General features: G+C 63.5%; 27 protein-coding genes. 18 read left to right on the top strand and 9 right to left on the bottom strand.

Translation table 11 applies throughout. The features are described from left to right. Window positions 1-65 precede the first annotated feature (65 nt). A complete protein-coding gene (locus tag ACHHRT_RS12330) occupies window positions 66-1,799 on the top strand; it encodes a LysM peptidoglycan-binding domain-containing protein (RefSeq protein WP_395500079.1) in 1,734 nt (577 codons plus the stop codon). Between the two features lie 15 nt (window positions 1,800-1,814). Continuing rightward, on the top strand, window positions 1,815-2,633 hold the full coding sequence (locus ACHHRT_RS12325; protein WP_395500078.1) for an SDR family NAD(P)-dependent oxidoreductase: 819 nt from the start codon (window positions 1,815-1,817) through the stop codon (window positions 2,631-2,633). 13 nt (window positions 2,634-2,646) lie between these two features. Here the strand turns inward: ACHHRT_RS12325 and ACHHRT_RS12320 are convergent, their stop codons facing one another. Continuing rightward, on the bottom strand, window positions 2,647-2,952 hold the full coding sequence (locus ACHHRT_RS12320) for a hypothetical protein (RefSeq protein ID WP_395500077.1): 306 nt from the start codon (window positions 2,950-2,952) through the stop codon (window positions 2,647-2,649). A gap of 171 nt (window positions 2,953-3,123) precedes the next feature. Here ACHHRT_RS12320 and ACHHRT_RS12315 point away from each other — a divergent pair, with 171 nt between their 5' ends. After that, window positions 3,124-4,149: a radical SAM protein gene (locus ACHHRT_RS12315; protein WP_395500076.1), complete on the top strand. Its 1,026-nt coding sequence runs from the start codon at window positions 3,124-3,126 to the stop codon at window positions 4,147-4,149. 161 nt (window positions 4,150-4,310) lie between these two features. Here ACHHRT_RS12315 and tatC read toward each other — a convergent pair whose 3' ends face one another. Next, window positions 4,311-5,039, bottom strand: a complete 729-nt coding sequence (gene tatC, locus ACHHRT_RS12310; RefSeq protein ID WP_395500075.1) for a twin-arginine translocase subunit TatC — start codon at window positions 5,037-5,039, stop codon at window positions 4,311-4,313. Continuing rightward, complete coding sequence (tatB, locus tag ACHHRT_RS12305; RefSeq protein ID WP_395500074.1) at window positions 5,036-5,446, bottom strand: Sec-independent protein translocase protein TatB; 411 nt, start codon at window positions 5,444-5,446, stop codon at window positions 5,036-5,038. The genes tatC and tatB overlap by 4 nt, the downstream gene beginning before the upstream one ends. A 280-nt stretch (window positions 5,447-5,726) precedes the next feature. Between tatB and ACHHRT_RS12300 the strand changes: the two genes are divergently transcribed. Next, window positions 5,727-7,025 carry an adenylosuccinate synthase gene (locus ACHHRT_RS12300; RefSeq protein ID WP_395500073.1) on the top strand — a complete coding sequence of 433 codons (1,299 nt, stop codon included), beginning with the start codon at window positions 5,727-5,729 and terminating at the stop codon, window positions 7,023-7,025. On the opposite strand, the gene ACHHRT_RS12295 is transcribed toward ACHHRT_RS12300, so the two are convergent. The 4 genes from ACHHRT_RS12295 to ACHHRT_RS12280 are packed head-to-tail and all read right to left on the bottom strand — an operon-like array spanning window position 7,015 to window position 9,430. Beyond that, window positions 7,015-7,674, bottom strand: coding sequence for a hypothetical protein (locus tag ACHHRT_RS12295; protein WP_395500072.1), 660 nt, complete (start codon window positions 7,672-7,674; stop codon window positions 7,015-7,017). The two genes, ACHHRT_RS12300 and ACHHRT_RS12295, sit on opposite strands and share 11 nt — an antisense overlap. 13 nt (window positions 7,675-7,687) lie before the next feature. After that, entirely contained in the window at window positions 7,688-8,341 is a 654-nt protein-coding gene (locus tag ACHHRT_RS12290) for a FlgO family outer membrane protein (RefSeq protein WP_395500071.1), read from the bottom strand. Next, window positions 8,334-9,089, bottom strand: a complete 756-nt coding sequence (locus ACHHRT_RS12285) for a FlgO family outer membrane protein (RefSeq protein WP_395500070.1) — start codon at window positions 9,087-9,089, stop codon at window positions 8,334-8,336. Before ACHHRT_RS12285 ends, ACHHRT_RS12290 begins: the two co-directional genes overlap by 8 nt. 14 nt (window positions 9,090-9,103) lie before the next feature. Further along, window positions 9,104-9,430, bottom strand: coding sequence for a hypothetical protein (locus ACHHRT_RS12280; protein WP_395500069.1), 327 nt, complete (start codon window positions 9,428-9,430; stop codon window positions 9,104-9,106). Window positions 9,431-9,615: 185 nt separating this feature from the next. Here ACHHRT_RS12280 and rpoZ point away from each other — a divergent pair, with 185 nt between their 5' ends. The 12 genes from rpoZ to ACHHRT_RS12220 all read left to right on the top strand — a co-directional run bounded on the left by rpoZ (window position 9,616) and on the right by ACHHRT_RS12220 (window position 19,114). Beyond that, on the top strand, window positions 9,616-9,888 hold the full coding sequence (gene rpoZ, locus ACHHRT_RS12275; protein WP_395500068.1) for a DNA-directed RNA polymerase subunit omega: 273 nt from the start codon (window positions 9,616-9,618) through the stop codon (window positions 9,886-9,888). Between the two features lie 65 nt (window positions 9,889-9,953). Continuing rightward, window positions 9,954-11,069: a molecular chaperone DnaJ gene (dnaJ, locus tag ACHHRT_RS12270; RefSeq protein ID WP_395500067.1), complete on the top strand. Its 1,116-nt coding sequence runs from the start codon at window positions 9,954-9,956 to the stop codon at window positions 11,067-11,069. A gap of 35 nt (window positions 11,070-11,104) precedes the next feature. Next, entirely contained in the window at window positions 11,105-11,644 is a 540-nt protein-coding gene (moaC, locus tag ACHHRT_RS12265; RefSeq protein ID WP_395500066.1) for a cyclic pyranopterin monophosphate synthase MoaC, read from the top strand. A 25-nt stretch (window positions 11,645-11,669) separates the two neighbouring features. Then, window positions 11,670-12,035 carry an RNA polymerase-binding protein DksA gene (gene dksA / locus ACHHRT_RS12260; protein ID WP_395500065.1) on the top strand — a complete coding sequence of 122 codons (366 nt, stop codon included), beginning with the start codon at window positions 11,670-11,672 and terminating at the stop codon, window positions 12,033-12,035. A gap of 6 nt (window positions 12,036-12,041) precedes the next feature. Continuing rightward, on the top strand, window positions 12,042-13,046 hold the full coding sequence (gene galT, locus ACHHRT_RS12255) for a galactose-1-phosphate uridylyltransferase (protein WP_395500064.1): 1,005 nt from the start codon (window positions 12,042-12,044) through the stop codon (window positions 13,044-13,046). A 30-nt stretch (window positions 13,047-13,076) separates the two neighbouring features. Beyond that, complete coding sequence (locus tag ACHHRT_RS12250; protein ID WP_395500063.1) at window positions 13,077-13,427, top strand: response regulator; 351 nt, start codon at window positions 13,077-13,079, stop codon at window positions 13,425-13,427. Next, window positions 13,427-14,200: a GTP cyclohydrolase, FolE2/MptA family gene (locus ACHHRT_RS12245; protein WP_395500062.1), complete on the top strand. Its 774-nt coding sequence runs from the start codon at window positions 13,427-13,429 to the stop codon at window positions 14,198-14,200. Before ACHHRT_RS12250 ends, ACHHRT_RS12245 begins: the two co-directional genes overlap by 1 nt. A gap of 7 nt (window positions 14,201-14,207) precedes the next feature. Beyond that, window positions 14,208-16,292, top strand: coding sequence for a glycine--tRNA ligase subunit beta (gene glyS, locus ACHHRT_RS12240; RefSeq protein WP_395500061.1), 2,085 nt, complete (start codon window positions 14,208-14,210; stop codon window positions 16,290-16,292). Then, on the top strand, window positions 16,289-17,698 hold the full coding sequence (locus ACHHRT_RS12235; RefSeq protein ID WP_395500060.1) for an MBL fold metallo-hydrolase RNA specificity domain-containing protein: 1,410 nt from the start codon (window positions 16,289-16,291) through the stop codon (window positions 17,696-17,698). Before glyS ends, ACHHRT_RS12235 begins: the two co-directional genes overlap by 4 nt. A gap of 189 nt (window positions 17,699-17,887) precedes the next feature. After that, on the top strand, window positions 17,888-18,283 hold the full coding sequence (locus tag ACHHRT_RS12230) for a rhodanese-like domain-containing protein (protein WP_395500059.1): 396 nt from the start codon (window positions 17,888-17,890) through the stop codon (window positions 18,281-18,283). 135 nt (window positions 18,284-18,418) lie between these two features. Beyond that, window positions 18,419-18,598 carry a rhodanese-like domain-containing protein gene (locus ACHHRT_RS12225; protein ID WP_395500058.1) on the top strand — a complete coding sequence of 60 codons (180 nt, stop codon included), beginning with the start codon at window positions 18,419-18,421 and terminating at the stop codon, window positions 18,596-18,598. A gap of 24 nt (window positions 18,599-18,622) precedes the next feature. Continuing rightward, window positions 18,623-19,114, top strand: coding sequence for a rhodanese-like domain-containing protein (locus ACHHRT_RS12220; RefSeq protein ID WP_395500057.1), 492 nt, complete (start codon window positions 18,623-18,625; stop codon window positions 19,112-19,114). 90 nt (window positions 19,115-19,204) lie between these two features. On the opposite strand, the gene ACHHRT_RS12215 is transcribed toward ACHHRT_RS12220, so the two are convergent. Together ACHHRT_RS12215 and ACHHRT_RS12210 are read right to left on the bottom strand one after the other, a co-directional pair. Beyond that, on the bottom strand, window positions 19,205-19,792 hold the full coding sequence (locus ACHHRT_RS12215) for a Maf family protein (RefSeq protein WP_395500056.1): 588 nt from the start codon (window positions 19,790-19,792) through the stop codon (window positions 19,205-19,207). Further along, window positions 19,793-21,703, bottom strand: coding sequence for an aconitate hydratase (locus ACHHRT_RS12210; protein ID WP_395500055.1), 1,911 nt, complete (start codon window positions 21,701-21,703; stop codon window positions 19,793-19,795). It abuts the gene before it with no gap. 325 nt (window positions 21,704-22,028) lie between these two features. Here ACHHRT_RS12210 and ACHHRT_RS12205 point away from each other — a divergent pair, with 325 nt between their 5' ends. After that, window positions 22,029-22,505 carry a flagellar basal body-associated FliL family protein gene (locus ACHHRT_RS12205; RefSeq protein ID WP_395500054.1) on the top strand — a complete coding sequence of 159 codons (477 nt, stop codon included), beginning with the start codon at window positions 22,029-22,031 and terminating at the stop codon, window positions 22,503-22,505. A gap of 6 nt (window positions 22,506-22,511) precedes the next feature. After that, on the top strand, window positions 22,512-23,270 hold a 759-nt coding region (fliM, locus tag ACHHRT_RS12200; protein WP_395500053.1), incomplete at its 3' end, for a flagellar motor switch protein FliM.

Below are 23,270 nucleotides of genomic sequence, written 5' to 3'. Positions count from 1 at the left end.
GTAATTTTTACGACTTCCTGATAGCTGTTGATGTTCCAATCTATCTGAAGATAGAGGAGTTTTTCATGATGAAACCTTTCGCCACCACCAGCCGGCAAATGCTTGCCCGGCTCTCCTCCGTGATCACCAGGGCCGCCATGGGGACCCTGCTGCTCTCCGGCCTCTGGTCCTGCGCCTCTCTGACCCTCCAGGGAGAGCTGACAGCGACCGAGGGCGAGCCGGCCCTGGAGGCGGCCACCGTGGCCGAGGTGGCCGGCGAATCACCAATCAGCGGCGAAGAGCTGGAACTTACCCCGGCGGAACCGGACCGTTTCCTGGAAGAGGAGCTGGCCCGCTTCCAGGCTCTGGGCGAGTGGGACCCGGAAGGCGGCGCGCCGGAAGAGCTGGCCGACACCACCTATGACTTTCCGGTCATCACCAACAAGCACGTTCAGTTCTACCTGGATTTTTTCCAGGGGGAGATGCGGCCAACCTTCAGCCGCTGGCTGGCCCGTTCCGGCCGTTATGTGCCGATGATCCAGGAGCAGCTGCGGGAGGCCGGCCTGCCGGAAGATCTGGCCTACCTGCCGATGATCGAGAGCGGCTACAACCTCACCGCCTATTCCCGGGCCCGGGCCGTGGGGCCCTGGCAGTTCATGGCCCCCACCGCCCGCCAGTACGGCCTGGTGATCAACGACTATGTGGATGAGCGCCGCGACCCCATCCGCTCCACCCAGGCCGCCATCCGCTTCCTGGGCGATCTTTATGACGAATTCGGCTGCTGGCAGCTGGCGGTGGCGGCCTACAACGCTGGCGGCGGCCGGATCCGCGGAGCCATCCGCCGTTTCGATTCGGAAAATTTCTGGGAGATCTCCCAGAACAACCATCTGAGCCGCGAGACCCGCCACTATGTGCCCAAGCTGATTGCCGCGATAATCATCGCCAAGAACCCGGCTGAGTACGGTTTTGACAATATAACATACGACGACCCCCTGCGCTACGAAACCATGGAGGTTCCACGCTGGACCTCCCTGGAGGCGGTGGCCCTGGCGGGAGAACTGGACCTGGAGGAGCTCCATGACCTGAACCGGCAACTGCGCCGGCTGGTAACCCCCCCCGAAGCGGCCCGCTACACCCTGCGTCTGCCGGCGAACAGCCGTGAGCTGGTGGCGGAAAACCTGCCCCGGGTGAGGGCCGTGGCCCAGGTTGAATACCGGACCCACGTGGTGCGCCAGGGCGACACCCTGACCCGGATCTGCAACAACTACAATATCAATAAAACCACCCTGCTCAAGGCCAACAGCCTGCGCTCCGAGCAATTGGTTGTCGGCCAGCGCCTGCGCATTCCGGTGCAGACCACCGCCTACCGCCTGCTGGACGAAGAGGTCGCTCCCGGCAGTCACCAGGCTGGTCTCACCGGCGGCACCGCCGGGGGCCTGGTCCTGCACACCATAAAACCGGGGGAAACCCTCTGGACCCTCTCCCGCCGCTACGGCGTGGACGCCCAGACCATCGCCGCCTGGAATGGACTGAGCGACCCCAGCCGGATCAGGGCCGGCCAGCAACTGGCCCTCTACTTCGCCCCGGCCCCGGGGGAAAGCGGCGGCACTCAGGCCACCTTGGCCTCCGCCGCCAAACAGCCCCCCTCCGCCACCCAGGAGATCACCTATTACCAGGTCCGCGGCGGCGATACCCTCTGGTCCATCGCCCGCAAATTTCAGACCACTCCCCGCCGGATCCAGGAGTGGAACCAGCTCAACGGCGACCTGATCCACCCCGGCACCAGGTTGATCCTCAGGCTGGCTGAATTCACCTCCTAAGGCGCGGTTAACTCCATGGAGATCAGCGGCAAAAGGGCTCTGGTGCTGGGGGCCAACCGGGGAATCGGTCGGGCCGTGACCCTGGATCTGGCCCGACACGGGGCCCGGGTCATCGCCGGCTGCCATGACTGGCCCGCTGATACCGCCAGCCTGGAGCGGGAACTAGCGGTTGCCGACGACGGCCACCGGGTAATCGTCGCCGACCTGCGCACCGTTGCCGGAGTCCGGGACTTCTTTGGCCAACTGGCCACCGCCTGCAACTGCCTGGATATTCTGATCAACAATCTGGAACGGGGCGGAATGCCCGTGGTCCATGGTCCATACAGTGAAGAGCAGTGGGACCTGGAAATTGATACCACCCTGAAGGCCAAGTGGTGGGTAATGCGGGAGGCCCTGCCTCTGCTGAAGGCAGGTGGCCGGGGGGCGGCGGTGGTGGTGATCTCGTCGATCTCCGCCCTGGTGGGGCGCAGCGGCCCCGCCGGCCTGCTCTTCAACGACGCCTACGCCGCCGCCAATCGGGGCCTAGCCTCCTTCACCGAAACCTGGGCCCGGGAGGGAGCCCCCCAGGTCCGGGTCAACGAACTGATGCTGGGCCTGATCAAAACCCGGCATGCCGAGGAGACCAGGGGCTGGGGCCTGCTGAGCGAAGAGCAGCGCCGCGACCTGCTCGGCCATACCCTGCTGGGACGCAGCGGCGAGATCAGTGAGGTGGTGCGGGTGGTAAATTTCCTGATCAGCCAGGCCACCTACATGACCGGCAGCGTTATCCGCCTGGATGGCGGCTACCTGCTGGGGGGCGAAAGGCCGCCGACCATGCCGGCGGGCGTCCTTTAGCGACCAGCCGAATTCAGGAGCCCTGCTCCTCCTGGCGGCCCTTCAGGGCCCAGACCGGAATCTGCCGCAGAATCAGCTCCACCGCCTTGGCCTTGGCCTCGTCGGCCTTCTTGGGCAGACCGCCCTCCTGCTCGGCCAGCTCGGCCATGATCTCCTCGGCATCAAACCAGCACAGCTCACGGTTCTCAATATCATAAACCGTGAGAATGCGCCGATCCGGCTCCTCGAGATGCTCCTCCTCCATCACCGCGCCAACCACCTTCAAGGCCACTTCGTAGGGCACAAAACGGGTCTCTTCGCCACTGCTTGCTTCACTCATCGCTATAACCTTCTTTCTTTTCTGAATCTTAGCTGGATCATAAGGACAACTGTTGAAACTAGCCGATTCCGCTTCCCTTGGCAAGGAGCACCGTTAACCCGCGCCCCCCTCGGCGGCCATGGCGGCCGCGGCCATCTTGCGGGAAAAGATAAAGCCGGATATGGTGCCCCGATGAACGAAAACTCGCACCCCCGGTGGCCCCGCACCCTTTACTTTCAGCCCGATGAGCGCAACATCTTCCTGCACCTGCTCACCGCCTGCAACCTGAGCTGCCGCCACTGCTACATCAACCCGGCCCAGCACGGCAGTGGTACCCTGACCCGCTCCACCATGGAGGAGTGGCTGGCCCTTTTCGTCGATCCGGGTAAAAAAAGCAACGTGATCTTTCTCGGCGGCGAGCCCACCCTGCACCCGGACCTGATCCACGGGGTCCGTTACGCCCAGCAACTGGGCTATCAGGGAATCACCATCGACACCAACGGCTTCCTCCATCACGACCTGCTGACCAGGCTGCGGCCCGAGGAGGCCGTTCTCAGCTTCAGCCTGGACGGCCCCGACCCGGCGATCAACGACCCCCTCCGGGGGGCGGGGGTGTTTGCCACCGCCACCGCCAATCTCAAGCGGGCGGTGGCCAAGGGTTTTGATGTCAGCCTGATCTTCACCGCCAGCCGTCTCAACATCGAGCATCTGTCCAGAATGCCGGACCTGCTGGCGGAACTGGGCTGCCGCCGCTTCTTCATTCAGGTGATCGGCCTGCGGGGCAAATCGGCCGCCGAGCCCGCCGCCACCGCCGATGACCCCCTGCAACTGACCCCCGACCAGTGGCTGGAGGTGGTGCCCAAGGTGGCCGCCGAAGCGGCGGCCCGGGGCATTCGGGTGATCTACCCCAAGGTGTACCTGGAACCGGACGAGCCCTTCCAGTGCGCCGGCCGCCTGGGGGAAAATTTCTTTATCTTCCCCAACGGCCGGGTCTATCTCTGCCCCCTCTGCGAGGATTTTCCCCTCAACGCCCTGCGCCTGGAGGATGGAAAACTGCGGGAGAACCCTGGAATCACCGAGCGCAAGCTGTTCAGCCTCGATATCCCCGAGGGCTGCGTCATGAACAAGCTGCTCCAGCCGGGCAATATCGCCTACCACCCCGACGGCACCCCCCGCCACCGGATCTCCTGCTGCCTCCTCAAACAGGAGATCGACTAACCGCCCTTACCAGTCCGTTGAAAAAGCCATCCTTGGCTTTTTCAACTAACGGTTGGCCAAAGATGGCTTTGGCCAACCTCACGAATTCATTGCCACTTTCAGTTCCAATGAATTCGGCGGCCCATCCATGGGCCGCTAACAACCCGTTTTGCAACGGGCTGTTACTCCCGCGATCGGGCGGGCTTCAGCAGTTTGCCGATCAGGTTGCCGGCCTCATAAAGCAGACAGAGGGGGACGGCCAGCATGAAGGTGGCCACCGGATCTCCCGCCACCAGCAGCAGGGAGATGATCACCATCCCCAGGTAGGAGTAGGTCCGGTGGCGGGCAAAATATTCCGGGTCCACCAGGCCCAGCCGCACCGCCATCACCATCAGAAACGGCAACTCAAAAGCCAGGCCGAAGGAGAAGACCCCCCGCACCATGAAGTTCAGATAGGGGGCCAGCTTGAGGTGGGGATGGATCTGCTCGCTGGCAAACCAGAGCAGAAAACGGAGCAGTTCCGGCAGGACCACGAAATAGGCGAACAGGGCCCCGCCGCTGAAGAGGATAAAGCCGGAGAGCGCCACCTTGACCGCCACCAGCTTCTCCTGGCGCCGCAGGCCGGGGGCGACAAACATCCAGAGCTGATAGACCGCCACCGGCAGCGCCAGCACAAAGCCCACCAGCAGCGAGAGCTTGAGGTAGCTGATGAAGGCCTCGGGCAGGCCGGTGTAAACCAGACGGCCCAACTCGGGATCGATTTGAATCAGGGGAGAGGAGAGGGCCCGCACCATCTCCTCCACGAACCAGTAGGCCCCGGCGGTGGCCAGCACCACGGCGACCAAAATCGTCAGCACCCGCCGCCGCAACTCCAGGAGGTGGGGGGTGAAATGCTCCACCAGGATACTCATGGGGCGGGGGGGCGGGGCGGCTCCCCGCCACCTTCCCGGTCTTCCACCGACCCGCCGACCGGGCCGCCGGCCTCAGGGGGTTCGGACCCCTCCGGCCCCGGAGAATCAACCACCTCGCCCTCGACACTCTCCCGGGTATTGCGGGGTCCGCCCTCACCGTAAGCGCTCTCCGCCCGCCGCTGCTCCTCTTCGGTCAACTCGGGGAGAGGGGCTTCAAGTTCCCGCCGCCACTCCTCCCGGTCACCCATCTCCTGCTCGACGTTATTCTTCAGCTCGGTGGCCACCTTTTTAAGTTCCAGAACCCCGCGAGCCAAAGATTTGGCCAGCTCCGGCAACTTTTCCGGCCCCACCACGATCAGGGCCACGGCCATTATCACCAGCAGTTCCGGCAAACCTATTCCAAACATCTTCCCATCCGGTTTTGATGTGGCCTGATCAGCAGGGGGCCGTTGATTATCGGGTGAAACCACGGGGCTATCCCCGGGGCGGGACGGGAGAAACAGCCCCCGCCCGGCCCCAATCTACGGCAGAGCGCCGATGCTGTCAAGCAACCGGACCGGGAGCGGTGACGAATTGACTTTTGCCTCCTCCTTGGCTATGTTGGCCTGGCTCAGCGCAGCCGGATGGTCCGGGTCTGCCGGCCGGCAATCAGATTAACTCATCCAGACTCAGTAGGCGGGACGGGCAATGGCCAACGTGATAATCGTAGGGACCCAGTGGGGTGATGAAGGCAAGGGGAAAATCGTCGATCTGCTCACCGAGCACGCCGATCTGGTGGTGCGATTTCAAGGCGGCAACAACGCCGGCCACACCCTGGTGGTGGATGGCAAACAATATGTTTTCCACCTGATCCCCTCGGGGATCCTCTATGAGAGCAAAGGCTGCTTCATCAGCAACGGGGTGGTGATCGACCCCCAGGTGCTGCTCAATGAGATGGAGGAGCTGGCCGGCCATGGCCTGCCGGTGACCCCGGAGCGGCTGCTGATCAGCGAGCGGGCCCACCTGATCATGCCCTACCATAAATTGCAGGATGCCGGCAGCGAGGCCAGCCTGGCCGCCGGCCGCAAGATCGGCACCACCGGCCGCGGCATCGGCCCCTGTTACGGCGACAAGGTGCTGCGCCACGGCATCAAGCTGGGCGACCTGCTGGACCGGGAGCTGTTCCGGGAAAAACTGGGCCAGTGCCTGGAGGAGAAAAGCTTTCTGCTGACCAAGCGTTACGGCCTGGAAGCTCCTAAACTGGAGGCGATCTACGATGAATTCATGGGCTATGCCGAGCGACTGGCCCCCTTTGTCGGCAATGTTTCGCTGGCTCTGGACCGGGGCCGAAGGGCGGGCAAGCATATCCTGTTTGAGGGGGCCCAGGGCACCCAGCTCGACATCGACCACGGCACCTATCCCTTCGTGACCTCGTCCAACACGGTGGCCGGCAATGCCTGCACCGGCAGCGGCTTCGGCCCGGCCCATATCGACGCGGTGATCGGCATCCTCAAGGCCTATACCACCAGGGTTGGAGAAGGCCCCTTCCCCACCGAGCTGTTCGACGCCACCGGCGACCAGCTCCAGCGCAAAGGCGGCGAATTCGGGGCCACCACCGGCCGCAAGCGCCGTTGCGGCTGGCTGGACGGGGTGATCGCCCGGGAAGCGGTACGCTTAAACGGGATAACCGACCTGGCCATCACCAAGCTCGATGTCTTAAGCGGCCAGCCGGAGTTGCAGTTGGCCACCTCCTACCAGGCCGACGGGGCCACCCTGGAAGCGATGCCCAACAACATCAAGACCTACGACAACCTCAAGCCGGTCTACGAAAAACTGGCGGGCTGGAGCGAAGAGATCCGCCACGCCAAGTGTCTGGATGATCTGCCGGCCAAGGCGCGGGCCTACGTGAAGCGAATCGAGGAGTTCACCGAGACCCCGGCCAGCATCATCTCGGTGGGCCCCGGCCGGGAAGAGACCATCCTGCTGCGCAACCCCTTTATCTCCTGACCGCGCTGGCCCCCGCCAGCACCTCGGCCATGTCGGCGGCGATGGCGGCCAGCATGTTGGGCAGCGGCGGAGCGCCCTGGGAGGGCCGGATCACCGGGGGCGAAAAAGACTCCTTGAACCGGTTCCAGATGCCGACGTCATGATGATCCACCGGCTGGTCCATGGCCTGGGAGATATGCCAGACCGTATTGCCGGTATGGACGTTGATCAGCCGGATGGAAACCGCCGCCCGGGCTCCCCCCAGCTCGGTGGCGTCCAGGGCCCGGTGCAGATCCCCGGCCAGCACCAGGTCCACCCCGGCCCGCCGGCCATATTCGATGGCCTGGTTGAAATCCCCATAATATTGCGGCAACTGCCGGACGGCGGGAAAGATCTCCTTGGCCAGCAAGATATCCCGGAACATGGCCCCCAGGGCCGCCCCCTGTTCCGGCTGCTGGTTGGCCGGCACCCGGAAAGGGAGGACCCCCACCGTGGCCCGCCGGTAGCTCTCATGATCCCGGGGATGGATATAGACCACCGGCGCCCCCTTGTGGGGCTGGACCTGGATCGTACTCCCGGCCCGGGAGCGCTCTCCGGTGACGGCGGTACAGGCACTCAGCCCACACAACAGCCCTCCCAGCAGCAGACATAGAGTCAATTTGGCCCGCATTCCGGCACCCTCCTCACCGTTCATAACCCGACAGCCCCCCGTCCCGCAGCCCCGGACCCAGACCCGCCGCCAGCATGCTGTCGATGGCCCGGCTGCGCTGGATTTCTATTCCGGCCACCGACAATACCGAGCGGGAGGCGGCATCCAGCAGCCGGACGTTGACAATCACCGTGGCCGGGGTAAGGGAATAAGTTCCCGCCACCACCGCATGGGCGGCATGCTCCCGGGCCAGGCGGGAGATATCGCGGGAAAGCACCAGCTCCCCGGTCGGATCTCGAACCATGATCGCCTCGGCCTTGCGCAGCTCCTCGACCTCGAAGCCGTGACGAAAAAGCTGGGTGGCCAAGGCTTCGCTGGTGGTCCGGCCAAACCGGCTGCTCTCGGCCAGATCATCCAGATCCACCAGGGTGGTGAAGATCAAGCGGGTACCGGCCGGCAAGGTCCCCCCCGCCCGGAAGTTACCCACCAGTTGCATGGCCAGGTCTTCGCCAATCCCGAAAAAATCGGGAGTAAGCACCGAAATCGTCGCCCCGGTTTCGGGCCGCACCTCCCGGGGTTTTTCGGCGCAGCCCCCAAGGGGGGCCAGCAGCATTAGCGCCAACAGGGGCAACAAGATCCGGGGGGGGCAACTCCTGCTCGACATCTCTTCACCCTTTTGCTTATTCATAGGCTTGAATCCGCACCGGAGTGGCCGCCTGCCTCGGGGCGCTCTCATCGGCCAACAGCATGGCGATCTCCCGATCCATGTCAAAATTCCGACTGGCCGAGGCCAGGACCCGGCCATCGCGATTGCGCAACACCCGCAACTCCACCACCACCCGCCGGGGGGTGACGGCGTAGGTTCCCACCAGCACCGCCTGGGCGTCGAGAATAAAGGGCAATTCATCCATGTCGCGGGAGAGTCCGTACTCTCCCTGCCGCTGGCTGATCAGCAAAGCAGGAGTCTTGCGGACATCGATAACGCCGACCCCGGCCCGCTGCAATTCGCCCAGCATCCTCTCCCCCAACAGCCGCCCGAAGGAGGAGGTGGCGTAAAGGTTACGGAGATTCACCGGCGTACTCACCGCCAGGGTGTATTGACCACGGAACTCCTCCCCCCCGGCCAGCAGCTCCCCCACCAGGGCCACCACGGCTTCATCGCTGAGCCCCTCCCCCGGGCCCCGGGGTAAACCGCCCGCCGGGACCAACGACTGGCCAGCGGCATGCCGCAGCTCCCAATGGGAAAAGATCCGGCTGGTCCGAAAAACATAGTCGCCTGGAATTTCATGGGGATAGTTATAGTGGTAGCGACCGGTGGGGAGGACCTTGCTCCCGGCCTGCTCTTCCGCCGCCTGCCCCGCCGCCCCCGGCAGGAGAAGGAGGAGCAGCAGCGTCAAGATTCCCCCGGCCAGGTGGCCGCAATTCCTTGCCAACATGACAATCTCCCTTTTTACGGGTTAAATGGGTTGAAACGATATTCGCTGTAGACCGGCTCCAGCCCTCGCCAAGCCGGACCGAACTCCTCCAGGGGAAACTCCGGCTCCCCCAGAGTGGCAGGGGCGGCGGGATAAACCACCGGCAGGGGGGTGGCGTCGCTTTCACCGCGACCCAGCAAGGGCAAAGCCAGACGCAGCTCCATCTCCACCAGGGAGGAGCGCACCTCGGCGGCACAACCCACCCCGATCAGCAGCGGCAGCAACAAACCCAGCAGCAGCAGGAGCCGCCCCCGCTTACCGACCTCTTTCAGCCCCGCAACCATCATTAACCTCCGGATCATGGCCCCACCTCCGCTCTTTTGGCCCCCTGCCGTCAAGCCCGGCAAAAAGTTCCGTCACCGCAATTTCCTTGCATATTTCATGCCATTTTCCCCGAGCCAGAAATATCTCTTTACCTCTCTCCCCGATTCAAGTATATATTTGCGGTTTGATCGTAATCACCAAAATCCAAGTCCGGGAGGAAGATATGGCACGGATCACAGTGGAAGATTGTCTGCAAAAGATCGGAAATGAAAACCGCTTCGCCCTGATTCATCTGGCGGTGGAACGGGTCAAGCAGCATCGCCGCGGCGCCCCCCTTCCCGAGCGTTGCCGCAACAAGGAGATCGTCTGCACCCTGCGGGAGATCGCCGATGGGGTGGTAAAATTCAACAACATCCATGAGCTGGGCCGGGAGCTGCGCAATATGCCCCAAGCCACGGCGCAAGTGGACGAAGACGCCACGGTCGCCGCCGAATAGCCCCGCCCCCAACCAGCGGGCAACCCACGGAAACCAGCCACCCCACCATATCCCCGAAGCGAGCGATGGAAACTGACTACTATAAAAACCTGGGGGTATCACCCGACGCCTCGGCCGCCGAAATCAAGAAGGCTTACCGCAAACTGGCCCTGAAGTACCACCCCGACCGCAACCCCGACGACAAGGAGGCGGAGGAGAAGTTCAAGGTCGCCACCGAAGCCTACGAAGTCCTGGGCGATCTGGAAAAACGGAAGATCTATGACCGCTTCGGCGTGGCCGGTCTCCGCGACAGCGGCTATAACGGGCCCGGCAGCGCCGACGACATCTTCTCCGGCTTCAGCGACATTTTCGGGGATCTTTTTGGCTTTGGCGCCCGGAGCGGCGGCGGTCGCCGCCAGCCGGGACCGATCCCCGGCAACGACCTGCGCTACGACCTGGTGATCAGCTTCATGGAGGCGGTACACGGGACGGAGAAGGAGGTGGAGATCAACAAGGGCGAGACCTGCTGGACCTGTGAAGGCAGCGGTCTGCGCCCCGGCCATCAGCCGGAAACCTGCCCGACCTGTAACGGCGTGGGCCAGGTGCTGCACGCCCAGGGCCCCTTCCGGATTCAGACCGCCTGCCCCCACTGCCGGGGCCAGGGCCGGGTGATCACCGAACCCTGCCAGGATTGCCAGGGCCAGGGCCTGGTCCAGCGCGCCAAGAAAGTCTCCCTGAAAATTCCCGCCGGGGTGGACAGCGGCGCCAGAATGCGACTGAAGAGCGAGGGCGAGGGGGGCCGGCGGGGCGGTCCCTCCGGAGATCTCTACGTGATCATCCATGTGCAGCCCCACGAATTTTTCCAGCGGGAAGGCGATGATATCGTCTGCTCCATCCCTCTCTCCTTCACCCAGGCCGCCCTGGGTTGTACCCTGGAGGTGCCGACCATCCACGGCCCGGAAAAGCTGACGGTCCCGGCCGGGACCCAGCCGGGCCAGCACTTCACCCTCAAGGGTAAGGGGGTGCCCAGACTGCGGGGCGGCGGCAAGGGCGACATGGTCTGCGAAGTCCGGGTGGTGGTCCCCAAACATCTTAACAAGCGGCAAAAAGAGCTGCTGCGGGAATTCGCCGCCGGCGAGGATGATGGTCGGGATCAGGAGGAGAAAGGGGAAGGATTTCTGAAAAAGTTCTTCCATTTGTAGGTGCGGCAAGGCTATATAGGGTTCTTGCCGAAAAAATGGAACCGAGCGCCGGAGGGAATGCCGTCATGGGCGACAAAGGGGACCAAGCTCCGCAACTCAGCCATTTCGACCGGGCCGGTCAGGCCTGGATGGTGAATGTTACCGGCAAGCGGGACACGGCCCGCCTGGCCACCGCCGCCGGTTCGGTCACCATGTCTCAAACGGCTTACGAGTTGATCAAGGCCGGGCGGGCGGGCAAGGGCGACGTGCTGGGGCTGGCCCGGGTGGCGGGGATCATGGCGGCCAAGAGGGTCGGCGAGCTGATCCCCCTCTGCCACCCGCTCAACCTGGGCATGGTAACGGTGGATTTCACCCTTGAAGATGAGGAAAACCGGGTGAACATCGAGGCGACGGCGGCCCTGGTGGGCAAAACCGGAGTTGAGATGGAAGCGCTCACCGCCGTTTCGGTGGCGGCGCTGACCATTTACGATATGTGCAAGGCGGTGGACAAGGGAATCACCATCAACAATATCCGTTTGCTGGGCAAAAGCGGTGGTAAAAGCGGCACCTACCGCCGGACGGAAAACAGCCTTTAAGGCTCTATTGCGAAGGAGTTGCAAGATGGAACAGAAGGATCGCGATTATTTTCGTAAAAAACTCGAGGAGTTGAGTCAACAACTGCTCAGCGAAGCGGAAAAAACCATCCACGAGATGACCGACCACTCCGACAACTATCCCGACCCCACCGACCGGGCCACCGCCGAAAGCGATCGCAGCTTCGAGTTGCGCATCCGGGACCGTGAACGCAAGTTGCTGGCCAAGATCAAGGAAGCCATCGAGCGGATCGAACAGGACACTTACGGGATCTGCGAGGCGTGCGGCGACGACATCTCCCTTAAACGCCTGGAAGCCCGGCCGGTCACCACTCTCTGCATCGCTTGCAAAACCAGGCAGGAAACCCAGGAAAAAGCCCACAAGGGGAAATAGCCAGCCATGCCGGAACTGCGGAAAGACCCGATCATCGGCCGTTGGGTTATCATTGCCACCGAACGGGGTAAAAGACCCAGCGACTTCATCATCGACCGCAACCAGGTTAAAGGCGGCTTCTGCCCGCTCTGTCCCGGCAACGAAAACACCACCCCCCCGGAGGTTCTGGCTTACTCCTCCATGCCCGGCCGTCAAGCCAACCAGCCCGGTTGGGACCTGCGGGTGGTTCCCAACAAATACCCCGCCCTGGTGATTGAAGGGGAGCTCAACAAGCAGGGTGAAGGACTTTACGACCGGATGAACGGTCTCGGGGCCCACGAGGTGATCATCGAGACCCCCGACCACCAGGAAACTTTTACCGCCCTGCCGCCGGAGCGGATGCGGCTGATCTTCCATGCCTACCGGGATCGCCTGATCGACCTGGGACAGGATGATCGTTTCCGTTATGTGATGATCTTCAAGAATTTCGGGGCGGCGGCCGGGGCCTCCCTGGAGCATTCCCACTCCCAGTTGGTCGCTCTGCCGATTCTACCGCGGATGGTCACCTCGGAACTGGAGGGCAGTCTCTCCTACTACCGCTACAAAGAACGCTGCGTTTTCTGCGATATCGTCCGCCAGGAGCTGGATCAGGGAGTCCGGGTGGTGGCCAGCAATAATCGTTTCCTGGCCATTGTTCCCTTTGCCCCCCGCGCCCCCTTCGAGATGTGGATTTTACCCCGTCGCCACAGCTCCTCCTACTGTAACTCCGATGACGCCACCTTCCGGGATCTGGCCGCCATCTTCTCCGAATGCATGCGCCGGCTGGACAAGTGTCTGCCCAGTGTGCCCTACAACTTCGTCCTCCACGCCGCCCCCCTGCGCTCCCCAGCCCTGGACCACTACCACTGGCACTTCGAGATCACGCCCAAGTTGACCATGGTCGCGGGTTTTGAGTGGGGTTCCGGCTTCTACATCAACCCCTTGCCCCCGGAGGAGGCGGCCAAATTTCTCCGGGATGTCGAGCTGGACTGAAAACAATCCGCCCCGAGGGAGATCGCAACGATGAAAAAGATACTGCTGGTTGACGACGAAGACTCCATCCAACTGCTCTACCGGGAGGAACTGGAGGAGGAGGGCTACACGGTCCACTCCGCCATGACCGGCGAGGAGGCCCTGGAGAAACTGGAGAAGGTAAACCCCGACCTGATCATCCTCGACATCAACATGCCGGGGATGAACGGAATCGAGGCCCTGCGCCGGATCAAGGAGATCAACCCGGCCGTCCCGGTGATCCTCTGCTCCGCCTACCAGGAGTTCAAGCAGGATCTCGCCTCCTGGGCTTCCGAAGAATATATTGTCAAATCCGCCAACCTCGATGAACTGAAGGCCGCGGTAAGAAAATACCTGCCCTGATGCTCGAGGCGATGCAGGATATCCAGGGCCAGCTTGATCACCGCCGGATCGCGATCCGGAAGGTGGGGGTAAAGAATATCTCCTACCCCATCACCGTCCTGGACCGGGCCAAAAAACTGCAGCGGACCGTGGCCACGGTCAACATGTACGTCAACCTGCCCCATCAGTTCAAGGGCACCCACATGAGTCGCTTCGTCGAGATCCTCAACCGCTTCCACGGTGAGATCAACCTGGAGAGCATGCATCGGATCCTGGTGGAGATGAAGGAGCGACTCGACGCCGAGGAGGCTCACCTGGAGATCGAATTTCCCTATTTTTTAAGGGTCGACTCCGGGCGGGAGGCCGCCGGCGAGGGGGTCGGAGTCGGGGAGTACCGCTGCCGGATGCACGGCTCACTGGGGGAGAAGGACGACCTGACCCTGTCGATCCGCATCCCCATCGCCCCGCCCCGGCCCCAGCCCGGCTGCGAGGGCCTGCCCCGCTCCCTGGGCCACTGGGGGACCGCCGAGATCAGCCTCCGTTTCCGCCGCATGGTCTGGATCGAGGAGATTATCGCCCTGGTGGCCCAGGTTACCCGCCACGACCTCTGCTGGCCCGGCGGCGGGAGAGATGAAGAGACCGGCTGCGTGCTTTCCGTGGAAAACATGGCCAAGGCCCTGGGCGGCAAGCTGCAGAGCCACCCCGATATCCGCTGGTTTTCCGTCCGGGTGGAAAATCTGGCCGCCGGTTTCAGCACTTTTGCCTCCTTAAGCGGCGGCCAATCAATAACCTAGTGAAATCATGAGCGAACAAGAACTGCTGTTTGAAATCGGCACCGAAGAGATCCCCGCCGGCTACATCACTCCGGCCCTCACCGCCCTGCGGCAAGGTTTGGCCCGGGGGTTGAGCGAACGTAACCTGACCTTTGGCGAAATCAGGAGCGCCGCCACCCCCCGCCGACTGACGGTGAGCGTCGCCGACCTGGCCCGGCGGCAGCCGGATCGGGTGGAGGAGGTGCTGGGGCCGCCTAAGAAGGCGGCCTACGATGCCCAGGGCCAACCGACCAAGGCCGCCACCGGCTTTGCCATCGGGAGAGGGCTCACCGTGGAACAGCTCCAGGTCAAGGAGACCCCCAAGGGTGAGTACCTGATGGCGCTAATCGAGCAGCCGGGACGCGATACCACCGCCCTGCTGGCCGAACTGCTGCCGGAGCTGGTCCTCTCCCTGCCCTTCCCCAAATCGATGCACTGGGGAACGGGCCGAATGCTGTTTGCCCGGCCCCTGCGCTGGCTGCTGGCGGTTTACGACCACACCCCCCTGACCTTCACCCTGGAGAATCTCCGGGCCGGCGAGCAGACCTGGGGGCACCGCTTCATGGCCCCCCAACCACTCACCGTCACCTCTTTCAACCAATACCTGGAGGGGTTGCGCCAGGCCTGGGTGCTGGCGGACCCGACCGAGCGCCGCCAAGCGGTCCTGGTCGAGATCGAGCAGGCGGCCGCCGCCCATGGCGGCAAGATCCTGCCCGATCCGGAACTGGTGGAGACAGTGGCCAATCTGGTGGAGTCACCCTTTGCCATCTGCGGCTCCTTTGCCGAGGGTTTTCTGGCCCTGCCCCAGGAGGTGCTGATCACCTCCATGCGCGAACACCAGAAATATTTTGCCGTCACCGACCGGGAGGGCAAGCTGCTTCCCCGTTTCGTGGCGGTGAACAACACCCGGGTCCGGGATGCCAAACTGGCCGCCCAGGGCCATCAGCGGGTACTGCGGGCCCGCCTGGAGGATGCCCTCTTCTTCTTCAACGAAGATCAGCAGCATCCCCTGGCCCAATTGGCCGGACAGCTGCACGGCATCATCTTCCAGGCCAAACTGGGCACCATGGCGGATAAAAGCGCCCGGGTGACTAAACTGGCCACCGAGCTGGCCCAACAGTTCGCCCCCAACCTGACTGAGACGGTGGCCCGAGCCGCCATCCTCTGCAAGGCCGACCTCTTGACCGGCATGGTGGGCGAGTTCCCCAGCCTGCAGGGCACCATCGGCCGGGATTACGCCCGCCGCCAGGGAGAGCCGGCGGCGGTGGCCGAGGCGATCTACAGCCATTACCTGCCCCTGCGGGCGGGGGATCGCCTGCCGGCGGACCTGGCTGGAGCGATTATGGGGATTGCCGACCGGCTCGATACCCTGGCCGGTTGCTTCGGCATCGGGCTCAAGGTCACCGGCGCCGCTGATCCTTTCGGGTTGCGGCGCCAGACCGTGGGACTGATCCACCTGATTCAAGGTCACAAAATCGCCCTGAACCTGACCCAGTGGCTGAGCCGCGCCCTGGCCCTTTACGGCGATCGGCTCAGTGAACAGCCGGCGGCGGCCCTGGCCCGGCTCATGGAGTTCATCCGCGGCCGTTTCGCCAACGATCTCACCGGTCGCGGTCTGCCGGGAGAGGCGGTGGAGGCGGTTCTCAGCGTTGATTTCCACGAACTCAACGACTGCCGGGCCCGGATCGAGGCCCTGGTGACGGTGGGAACCCAGCCGGCCTTCCCGCTGCTGGCCGCCGCTTTTAAGCGGGTCAACAATATCATCAAGGATAACCGTGACCACGCCATCGACCCGGAACTGCTGAAAGAGGAGGCCGAGCGGGAGCTGGCCCACGCCCTGGGCCGCGCCGAAGCCGAGGCCGCCCCCCTGCTGGCGGCCGGGAATTACCACCAGGCCCTGCTGGTAATTTTACAGATGAAGGAGCCGGTGGACCGCTTCTTCGACCAGGTGATGGTGATGGCCGAAGAGCCTTCCCTGCGCCGTAACCGGCTGGCCCTGCTGACCGCCATCGCCCGGCTGTTCCTGCGGGTGGGCGATTTCTCCAAAATGTACGCCCTGCGAGAGCAAACATGAAAATCACCTTCCACGGGGCCGCCGGCACCGTCACCGGCTCCCAGCACCTGATCGAGGTTAACGGTCGCCGCATCATGCTGGATTGCGGCCTGTTCCAGGGCAAACGCAAGGAATCGTACGAACTGAACCGCCGGGGTTTCTGCGACGGCAACACCGTCGACTGCCTGATCCTCTCCCATGCCCATATCGATCATTCCGGCAACATCCCCTGTCTGGTCAAGAGCGGCTTTAACGGCGACATCCTCTGCACCCAGGCCACCCGCGACCTCTGCGCGGTGATGCTGATGGACAGCGCCCACATCCAGGAGCAGGATCTGCTCTTTGTCAACAAGCAGCGGCAACGCAACCAGCAGCAGCTTTTCGAACCCCTCTACAGCAAGGAGGATGTGGTCCGGGCCATGGCCCAGTTTGTCGGGATCAGCCCCAAGCGCAAAAGGGAGATTCTGCCCGGGATCTTTCTGACCTTCATCGAGGCCGGCCATATGCTGGGCAGCGCCAACATCCTCCTCGATATCCATGAAGAGGAGAGCGGTCGGGACCTGCGTCTGGTCTACAGCGGCGACATCGGCCGGCCGGGGATCCCCATCATCCGGGATCCGGCCCCCATCACCGAGGGGACCGACATCCTGATCATGGAAAGCACCTACGGCAACCGAACCCACCCCCCCTACCCGGACTCGGAACGGGAGCTGGAGCGAATCGTCAATGAAACCTACCGGCGGGGGGGGTGCCTGCTGATCCCCGCCTTTGCCGTGGGCCGAACCCAGCAACTGGTTTACGCCCTCCACAAACTTTATTTAAACCGCGATATCCCCAAGCTGCCGATCTATGTGGACAGCCCCCTGGCCACCCGGGTCACCGACATCTTCCGCCTCCACCCCGAGGCCTACGACCAGGAGATCCGCGAATTCATCCTTAAGGGCAACAACGACAACCCCTTTGGCTTCGACACCCTGCGTTATACCCAGTCGGTGGCGGAATCCAAGGAGCTGAACTTTCTCCGGGAGCCGGCGATCATCATCAGCGCCAGCGGGATGATGGAAGCCGGCCGCATTCTCCACCATCTCCGCAACCGGATCAGCGACCCCAAAAATACCATCCTGGTCACCGGCTGGCAGGCCCCCAACACCCTGGGACGGCGGATCGTCGAGGGCCATGAAACGGTCAAGATCTTCGGCGAGGAGTTCCCCCTGCGAGCTAAAGTCGAGGTGCTTACCGGCTTCAGCGGCCATGCCGACCGCGACGGCCTGCTGGCCTGGGCCGGAGCCATGGAGCAAAAGCCCACCCACACCTTCCTGGTCCATGGTGAGGAGGAAGCCTCCACCGCCCTGGCCGCCGCCCTCAAGGAAAAACTACAGTTCAAGCAGATCGAGATCCCGGCACCCCATCAGGAGTTCCAGGTCTAGTGACCCGCTCCCCAACCGGTTTTTATTGACAGATACCCCCAACCTTTCTAGAATCTACGTTAATCTTTACATTCGGGAAAGAGTGTTCTTTTTTTGTTTGGCCCACTGCCACAACAAAAATAGCAGTTACACAAGACCGGCAAGCCCACGCTGCCGGAACCACCAACCCTAAGGAGAGGAGGTTGTAACATGCAGAACCTGAAGAGGAGATTTGCCCAATTGGGGGTGCTGGCCTTGGCCTGCCTGCTGCTGACCGCTTGCGGCGGCATGGGCGGGGCAACCGCGGCCAATGACAGCGCCGCCCGCGCCCCGGGCCCCAAGGCGGTGGAGCAGGATCCCGCCCTCCGGATCACCACCACCGAAGTGATGGAGCTGTTCAGCCAGGTCTATGGCGACAAGCCCCTGACCAAACCCACCCTGGACGCCAACGACCGCTTCCTGCTGGTGGACACCCGGCCCCTGGGCCGCTTCCAGGAAGGCACGGTCCCGGGCTCCATCCACATCCCGGTGCCCCGCTTCCAGGAGGAGATCCCCAAGCTGCCCAAAGACCGGACAATCATCTTTTACTGCGGGGGGCTGACCTGACCCTTCACGGCCCAGGCGGCGGTCGTCGCCCAGGAAAAAGGTTTTACCAACATCCGCGCGTGGTACGAAGGTGAACCCGGCTGGCGGAAGGCCGGCGGTTACCTGATCAGCAGCACCCCCTACATCTATCACCTGATGGGTCAGGTGGACAAAGAAAACTTCATGCTGGTCGATACGCGGCCCACCAACGTTCATCGTAAATCTTTCATCCCCGGCTCCGTGTCACTGCCCTGGGCCCAGTGGGAAATGAAACAGGGCATGCTGCCCCGGGACCTCAGCACCCGGCTGATCTTCTACTGCGGGGGGCATGGCTGAGGCTACAGCCACCAGGCTGCCAGGTTGGCGGCCAAAGAGTACGGCTATAATTGGGTTGCGGTTTACAGCGCCGGCGAGCCAGAGTGGAAAAAAGAGGGCCTGCCCTTGTGGGGCAACGAGCCCAGCGGGGTAGCGGATGTGGCCCCGGTGGAACTGCCGGTGGTACCCCCCGGCAAGCTGCCCCGGAGCATTAACGCAGCTGATTTTCGCAAGCTGGTCACCGAGACCCCCAACGAGGTGGTGGTTCTCGATGTCCGCAGCGCCGGGGAGTACGCGGCCGGCCATCTGCCCGGGGCGATCAACCTGCCCGACGACCAGTTCCATGCCAACTATGACGAGCTGGTCAAGAAGGTGCCCACCAACAAGCGGGTGTTGATCCACTGCGTGACCGGAATCCGGGCCGAGGGGGTCTACCACGCCCTGGCCACCCGGGGTAAGTACGAGAATACCCATGGCGTCCAGTTCCTCAACGCCACCATGTCCATCTCGGCCGACGGTTCCTTCACCGTCCAGTAAGCCTCGACATTAACAGCCACACCAAACAAAAGGCCCGGTGATCGCCAGCGATCACCGGGCCTTTCCGGTTTTAGGCCACTTGAGCCCTACTCAGGGGGCACAGGCCACCACGCCGAGGGCCAGCAGGGCGGCGACCACCTCCGCCAGGGGCAGGCCGATCACATTGCTGTGGGAACCCCGGATCTCCCGGACCAGCACCCCGCCCAACCCCTGAATTCCGTAAGCTCCGGCCTTGTCCAAAGGTTCACCGGTGGCCACATAGGCCGCAATAAGCTCAGGCGAAGCGGAGGCGAACCGAACCTCGGTGGCCACCACCTCCCCATGGATCTCATTCTCCCGCACCAGACAAAAAGCGCTGAACACCCTGTGCCAGCGGTCGCTGAGCCGGAGCAGCATGGCCCCGGCGGCGGCGGCATCCGCCGGTTTGCCCAGAATTTCATCGGCCACCGCCACCACCGTATCGGCGGCCAGCACCCAGGAGCCGGGACCGTGTCCGGCCACCGCCCGGGCCTTCTCCTCGGCCAAACGGGCGGCAAAAGCGGCCGGCTTCTCCCCGGGCCGGGGCTCCTCGACAATCGCCGCCGGCCGGACCGTAAAGGCGATCCCCAGCCCGCTCAGCATCTCCCGCCGCCGGGGGGAAGCCGAGGCCAGGATCAGCGGCTGCCGATTAAGGAACATCTACCGGGCCCAGGCCAGCAAACCGCCGGCCAGCAGGATCTCCCGGTGGCGGGGCGAGATATCCAGGCGAGCCTCGATCCGCTCCCCACCCACCTCCAGGGTCAGGGTTTCGGCCCCGGCGGCGATCTTTTCCCGAATGGCGGGAATCCGCAGCTCCTGACCGGGCTGGATTTTGTCATAATCGGCGGGATCGACGAAGGTCAGGGGGATAATGCCGAAATTGATCAGATTGGCCTTGTGGATCCGGGCGAAGCTTTTAACCAGCTTGACCTCGACCCCCAGATAACGGGGCGCCAGGGCCGCGTGCTCCCGCGAGGAGCCCTGGCCATAGTTGTCGCCGCCCACCACCAGGCCCGGGGCCAGCTCCTTGGCCCGCTTGACGAACTCGGGGTCCACCGCCTCGTAGACAAATTCGCTGATCGCCGGCACGTTGCTGCGCAGGGGCAGCACCTTGGCCCCGGCGGGCATGATGTGATCGGTGGTGATGTTGTCCCCCACCTTAAGCAGCACCCGTCCCTGCCAATGCTCCGGCAGCGGCGTAAAGTCGGGGAAGGGGGCGATATTGGGTCCCCGGATGATCTCGACCCCGGTTCCCTCCCGGGGCGGTTCGATCCGGGCATCACCGGGGAGATAGCGCGCCGGCAGCTTGAACCGGGGGTAGTCGCCCAGCTCACGGGGGTCGGTGATCTTGCCGGTGATCGCCGCCGCCACCGCCACCTCCGGGCTGCAGAGATAGACCTGATCGTTCTTGGTCCCGCTGCGGCCGGGGAAGTTGCGGGGGAAGGTGCGCAGGGAGATGGCCCCGGTGGGCGGTGCCTGGCCCATGCCGATACAGCCCAGACAGCCGGCCTGGTGGACCCGGGCCCCGGCCCGGACCAGGGTCAGCATATCCCCTTGGGCGGTGAGGTTCTCCAACACCTGGCGGCTGCCGGGGTTGATCTCGAAGCTGAGTTCCCGGCTGACCTCCCGGGTCTCCAGGGTCTTGGCCACCACCATCAGGTCGCGCAAGGAGGAGTTGGAGCAGGAGCCCACCAGGACCTGGGCCACCGGCTTCCCGGCCACCTCCCGCACCGGGACCACGTTGTCCGGCGAGGAGGGACAGGCGATCAGGGGCTCCAGGGCCGACATATCGATCTCCATCACCTCATCATAAACGGCATCGGCATCGGCGGAAAGCTCCACCCAGCCCGCCTCCCGCCCCTGGCTCTCGAGGAAGGCCCGGGTGGTGGCGTCGGAGGGGAAAACCGAGGTGGTGGCCCCCAGTTCGGCCCCGAAGTTGGTGATGGAAGCCCGGTCGGTGACCGACAACTCCGCCACCCCCGGCCCGAAATACTCCATTACATAGCCGACCCCGCCCTTGACCGAAAGCCGCCGCAACACCTCCAGCAGCACGTCGCGGGCCGAAACCCAGGGGGGAAGCTTGCCGGTCAGCTTAACCCCGTAAACCTTGGGCATCACCAGATAGAAAGGTTTCCCGGCCATGGCCATGGCCACATCCAGACCACCGGCGCCGATGGCCAGCATCCCCAGGCCGCCGCCGGTGGGGGTGTGACTGTCGGAGCCCAGCAGGGTCTTGCCCGGCAGGCCGAAGCGCTCCAGATGGACCTGATGGGAGATGCCGTTGCCCGGCGGCGAAAAATAGAGCCCGAACTTGCGGGCCACCGATTGGAGAAAGCGATGATCGTCGGCGTTGCGAAAATCGGACTGGACCAGGTTGTGATCCACGTAGCAGACCGACAATTCGGTCTGTACCCGGGGGATGCCGATCGCCTCGAACTCGAGATATGCCATGGTGCCGGTGGCGTCCTGGGTCAGGGTCTGGTCGATGCGGATCCCGATCTCCTCCCCCCTTTTCAATTCACCCTCCACCAGGTGGGCCGCCAGAATTTTTTCAGTTACCGTTTGTCCCATCTTGCGCTCCTTATTTTTCCTTGAACCTTATCAGCAAAACCCTGCTCCCGATCAGGGGCGGAGTTTTACCATAGATCGCCGGGGTTGTACATTCCCCACCGCTGCTGTCGGAAAATTGACCCCCCTGTTTTTGTCCCGCCCTCCCTGCCCCCCACCCCTTTTGGGGGGCAAAGACCAGGAAATCATTGAATAACTGGCGAAACAGCGGTAGAGTAATAACCGCCCTCAACAACGGCACAACCTTTGCATTAGCCCGGCCCCAGAAACAGGCCCGACGCGTTTGGGCCCCCACGGCAACCCCATCGGCAAACCGGAGAAACGGACCATGGCTGAAGAGAAAGAAGCGCCGCAGGAAGGGGAAGAGGCGCCCAAGAAAAAGTCCAAGATCGTCTTTTTCGCCATCCTGGGAGCGGCCCTGCTGTTGCTGGGCGGGGGCGGCTTTTTCGCCTACCTCACCTTTCTGGCCCCGCCCCCCGTGGAGCAGGAGAGTCGCCAGGAGATCGGCGAGATCTTATCCCTGGAGCCCTTTGTGGTCAACCTGGCCGACCCCACCGGCAAGCGCTACCTCAAGATCCAGATCCAGATCGAGCTGGAGAATCCCCAGGCGGTGGAAAACGCCGAGCGGGCCGTACCCCGGCTCCGGGACAACGTGATCATGATGATGACCGCCCTCTCCTTCGAGGAGGTGATGACCCCGGAAGGCAAGATCCGGATCCGCGACGAGCTGCTGGAGCGTTTCAACGTGGTGCTGCGCCCCGACCGGGTGCGCAACATCTACTTCACTGAATTCGTGGTGCAATAGTTCGCTATGGAACAGATATTAAGCCAGGACGAGGTCGACGCCCTACTCAAGGGGATTGCCGGCGGCGATATCGAAGAGCCCGAAGAGGCGGTGGACGCCGAGGCCCTCGGCTACAGCGCCTACGACTTCACCCGCCAGCAGCGCATTGTCCAGGTCCGGATGCCGGCCATGGACGCCATCAGCGACGCCTTCATGCGGGCGGTGCGCAACTCCCTTTCCGCCGCCCTGCGCCGGATCCTCGACCTCACCTCCGCCCCCATGGAGCTGGAACGCTTCGGCACCTTCGTCCGCACCCTGCCGGTGCCCAGCAGCCTCCAGATCTTCAAGATGGCCCCCTTTCGCGGCCACGCCCTGATCGTGCTGGAGCCCAAGCTGGTCTTCACCCTGGTGGAGAGCTTTCTGGGGGGGAGCGGGGCCCGCAACATCCGGATCGAGGGGCGCGACTTCACCGCCATCGAACAGCGCCTGATCCGCCGGGTGGTCAACCTGCTGCTCACCGACATGGAGAAGGCCTGGTACTCGCTCCAGCCCCTGAAGGTGCAGCATGTCCGCAGCGAGATCAACCCCCAGTTCGCCAAGATCTGCCAGCCGGAAGATGTGGTGCTGATCAACCGTTACGATGTCGATATGGACCGGGCCGCCGGCAGCATCACCACCTGTATCCCCCTGGCCAACCTGGAGTCGGTCAAAAGCAAGCTGATGACCACCTTCCAGCGGGATCAGAGCGAGGAGGATATCTCCATCCAGCGGACCATCATCGAAAAT

Source organism: Desulfurivibrio modestus, from assembly GCF_044068625.1.
Taxonomy (GTDB): Bacteria; Desulfobacterota; Desulfobulbia; order Desulfobulbales; family Desulfurivibrionaceae; genus Desulfurivibrio.
The sequence above is the reverse complement of the archived record's forward strand: the minus strand, read 5'-3'. Positions and strand labels throughout refer to the sequence as shown.

Excerpts from the sequence above, each read along its gene's own strand:
- ACHHRT_RS12230 (WP_395500059.1), top strand. The coding sequence starts at position 17,888 with ATGCAGAACCTGAAGAGGAGATTTGCCCAATTGGGGGTGCTGGCCTTG.
- ACHHRT_RS12330 (WP_395500079.1), top strand. The coding sequence starts at position 66 with ATGATGAAACCTTTCGCCACCACCAGCCGGCAAATGCTTGCCCGGCTC.
- ACHHRT_RS12285 (WP_395500070.1), bottom strand. The coding sequence starts at position 9,089 with ATGTTGGCAAGGAATTGCGGCCACCTGGCCGGGGGAATCTTGACGCTG.
- ACHHRT_RS12325 (WP_395500078.1), top strand. The coding sequence starts at position 1,815 with ATGGAGATCAGCGGCAAAAGGGCTCTGGTGCTGGGGGCCAACCGGGGA.
- ACHHRT_RS12300 (WP_395500073.1), top strand. The coding sequence starts at position 5,727 with ATGGCCAACGTGATAATCGTAGGGACCCAGTGGGGTGATGAAGGCAAG.
- ACHHRT_RS12215 (WP_395500056.1), bottom strand. The coding sequence starts at position 19,792 with ATGTTCCTTAATCGGCAGCCGCTGATCCTGGCCTCGGCTTCCCCCCGG.
- rpoZ (WP_395500068.1), top strand. The coding sequence starts at position 9,616 with ATGGCACGGATCACAGTGGAAGATTGTCTGCAAAAGATCGGAAATGAA.
- dnaJ (WP_395500067.1), top strand. The coding sequence starts at position 9,954 with ATGGAAACTGACTACTATAAAAACCTGGGGGTATCACCCGACGCCTCG.
- ACHHRT_RS12235 (WP_395500060.1), top strand. The coding sequence starts at position 16,289 with ATGAAAATCACCTTCCACGGGGCCGCCGGCACCGTCACCGGCTCCCAG.
- glyS (WP_395500061.1), top strand. The coding sequence starts at position 14,208 with ATGAGCGAACAAGAACTGCTGTTTGAAATCGGCACCGAAGAGATCCCC.
- moaC (WP_395500066.1), top strand. The coding sequence starts at position 11,105 with ATGGAACCGAGCGCCGGAGGGAATGCCGTCATGGGCGACAAAGGGGAC.
- galT (WP_395500064.1), top strand. The coding sequence starts at position 12,042 with ATGCCGGAACTGCGGAAAGACCCGATCATCGGCCGTTGGGTTATCATT.
- ACHHRT_RS12295 (WP_395500072.1), bottom strand. The coding sequence starts at position 7,674 with ATGCGGGCCAAATTGACTCTATGTCTGCTGCTGGGAGGGCTGTTGTGT.
- ACHHRT_RS12280 (WP_395500069.1), bottom strand. The coding sequence starts at position 9,430 with ATGATCCGGAGGTTAATGATGGTTGCGGGGCTGAAAGAGGTCGGTAAG.
- ACHHRT_RS12250 (WP_395500063.1), top strand. The coding sequence starts at position 13,077 with ATGAAAAAGATACTGCTGGTTGACGACGAAGACTCCATCCAACTGCTC.
- ACHHRT_RS12245 (WP_395500062.1), top strand. The coding sequence starts at position 13,427 with ATGCTCGAGGCGATGCAGGATATCCAGGGCCAGCTTGATCACCGCCGG.
- ACHHRT_RS12205 (WP_395500054.1), top strand. The coding sequence starts at position 22,029 with ATGGCTGAAGAGAAAGAAGCGCCGCAGGAAGGGGAAGAGGCGCCCAAG.
- ACHHRT_RS12320 (WP_395500077.1), bottom strand. The coding sequence starts at position 2,952 with ATGAGTGAAGCAAGCAGTGGCGAAGAGACCCGTTTTGTGCCCTACGAA.
- tatB (WP_395500074.1), bottom strand. The coding sequence starts at position 5,446 with ATGTTTGGAATAGGTTTGCCGGAACTGCTGGTGATAATGGCCGTGGCC.
- dksA (WP_395500065.1), top strand. The coding sequence starts at position 11,670 with ATGGAACAGAAGGATCGCGATTATTTTCGTAAAAAACTCGAGGAGTTG.
- ACHHRT_RS12225 (WP_395500058.1), top strand. The coding sequence starts at position 18,419 with ATGGGTCAGGTGGACAAAGAAAACTTCATGCTGGTCGATACGCGGCCC.
- ACHHRT_RS12315 (WP_395500076.1), top strand. The coding sequence starts at position 3,124 with ATGAACGAAAACTCGCACCCCCGGTGGCCCCGCACCCTTTACTTTCAG.
- ACHHRT_RS12290 (WP_395500071.1), bottom strand. The coding sequence starts at position 8,341 with ATGAATAAGCAAAAGGGTGAAGAGATGTCGAGCAGGAGTTGCCCCCCC.
- tatC (WP_395500075.1), bottom strand. The coding sequence starts at position 5,039 with ATGAGTATCCTGGTGGAGCATTTCACCCCCCACCTCCTGGAGTTGCGG.
- ACHHRT_RS12210 (WP_395500055.1), bottom strand. The coding sequence starts at position 21,703 with ATGGGACAAACGGTAACTGAAAAAATTCTGGCGGCCCACCTGGTGGAG.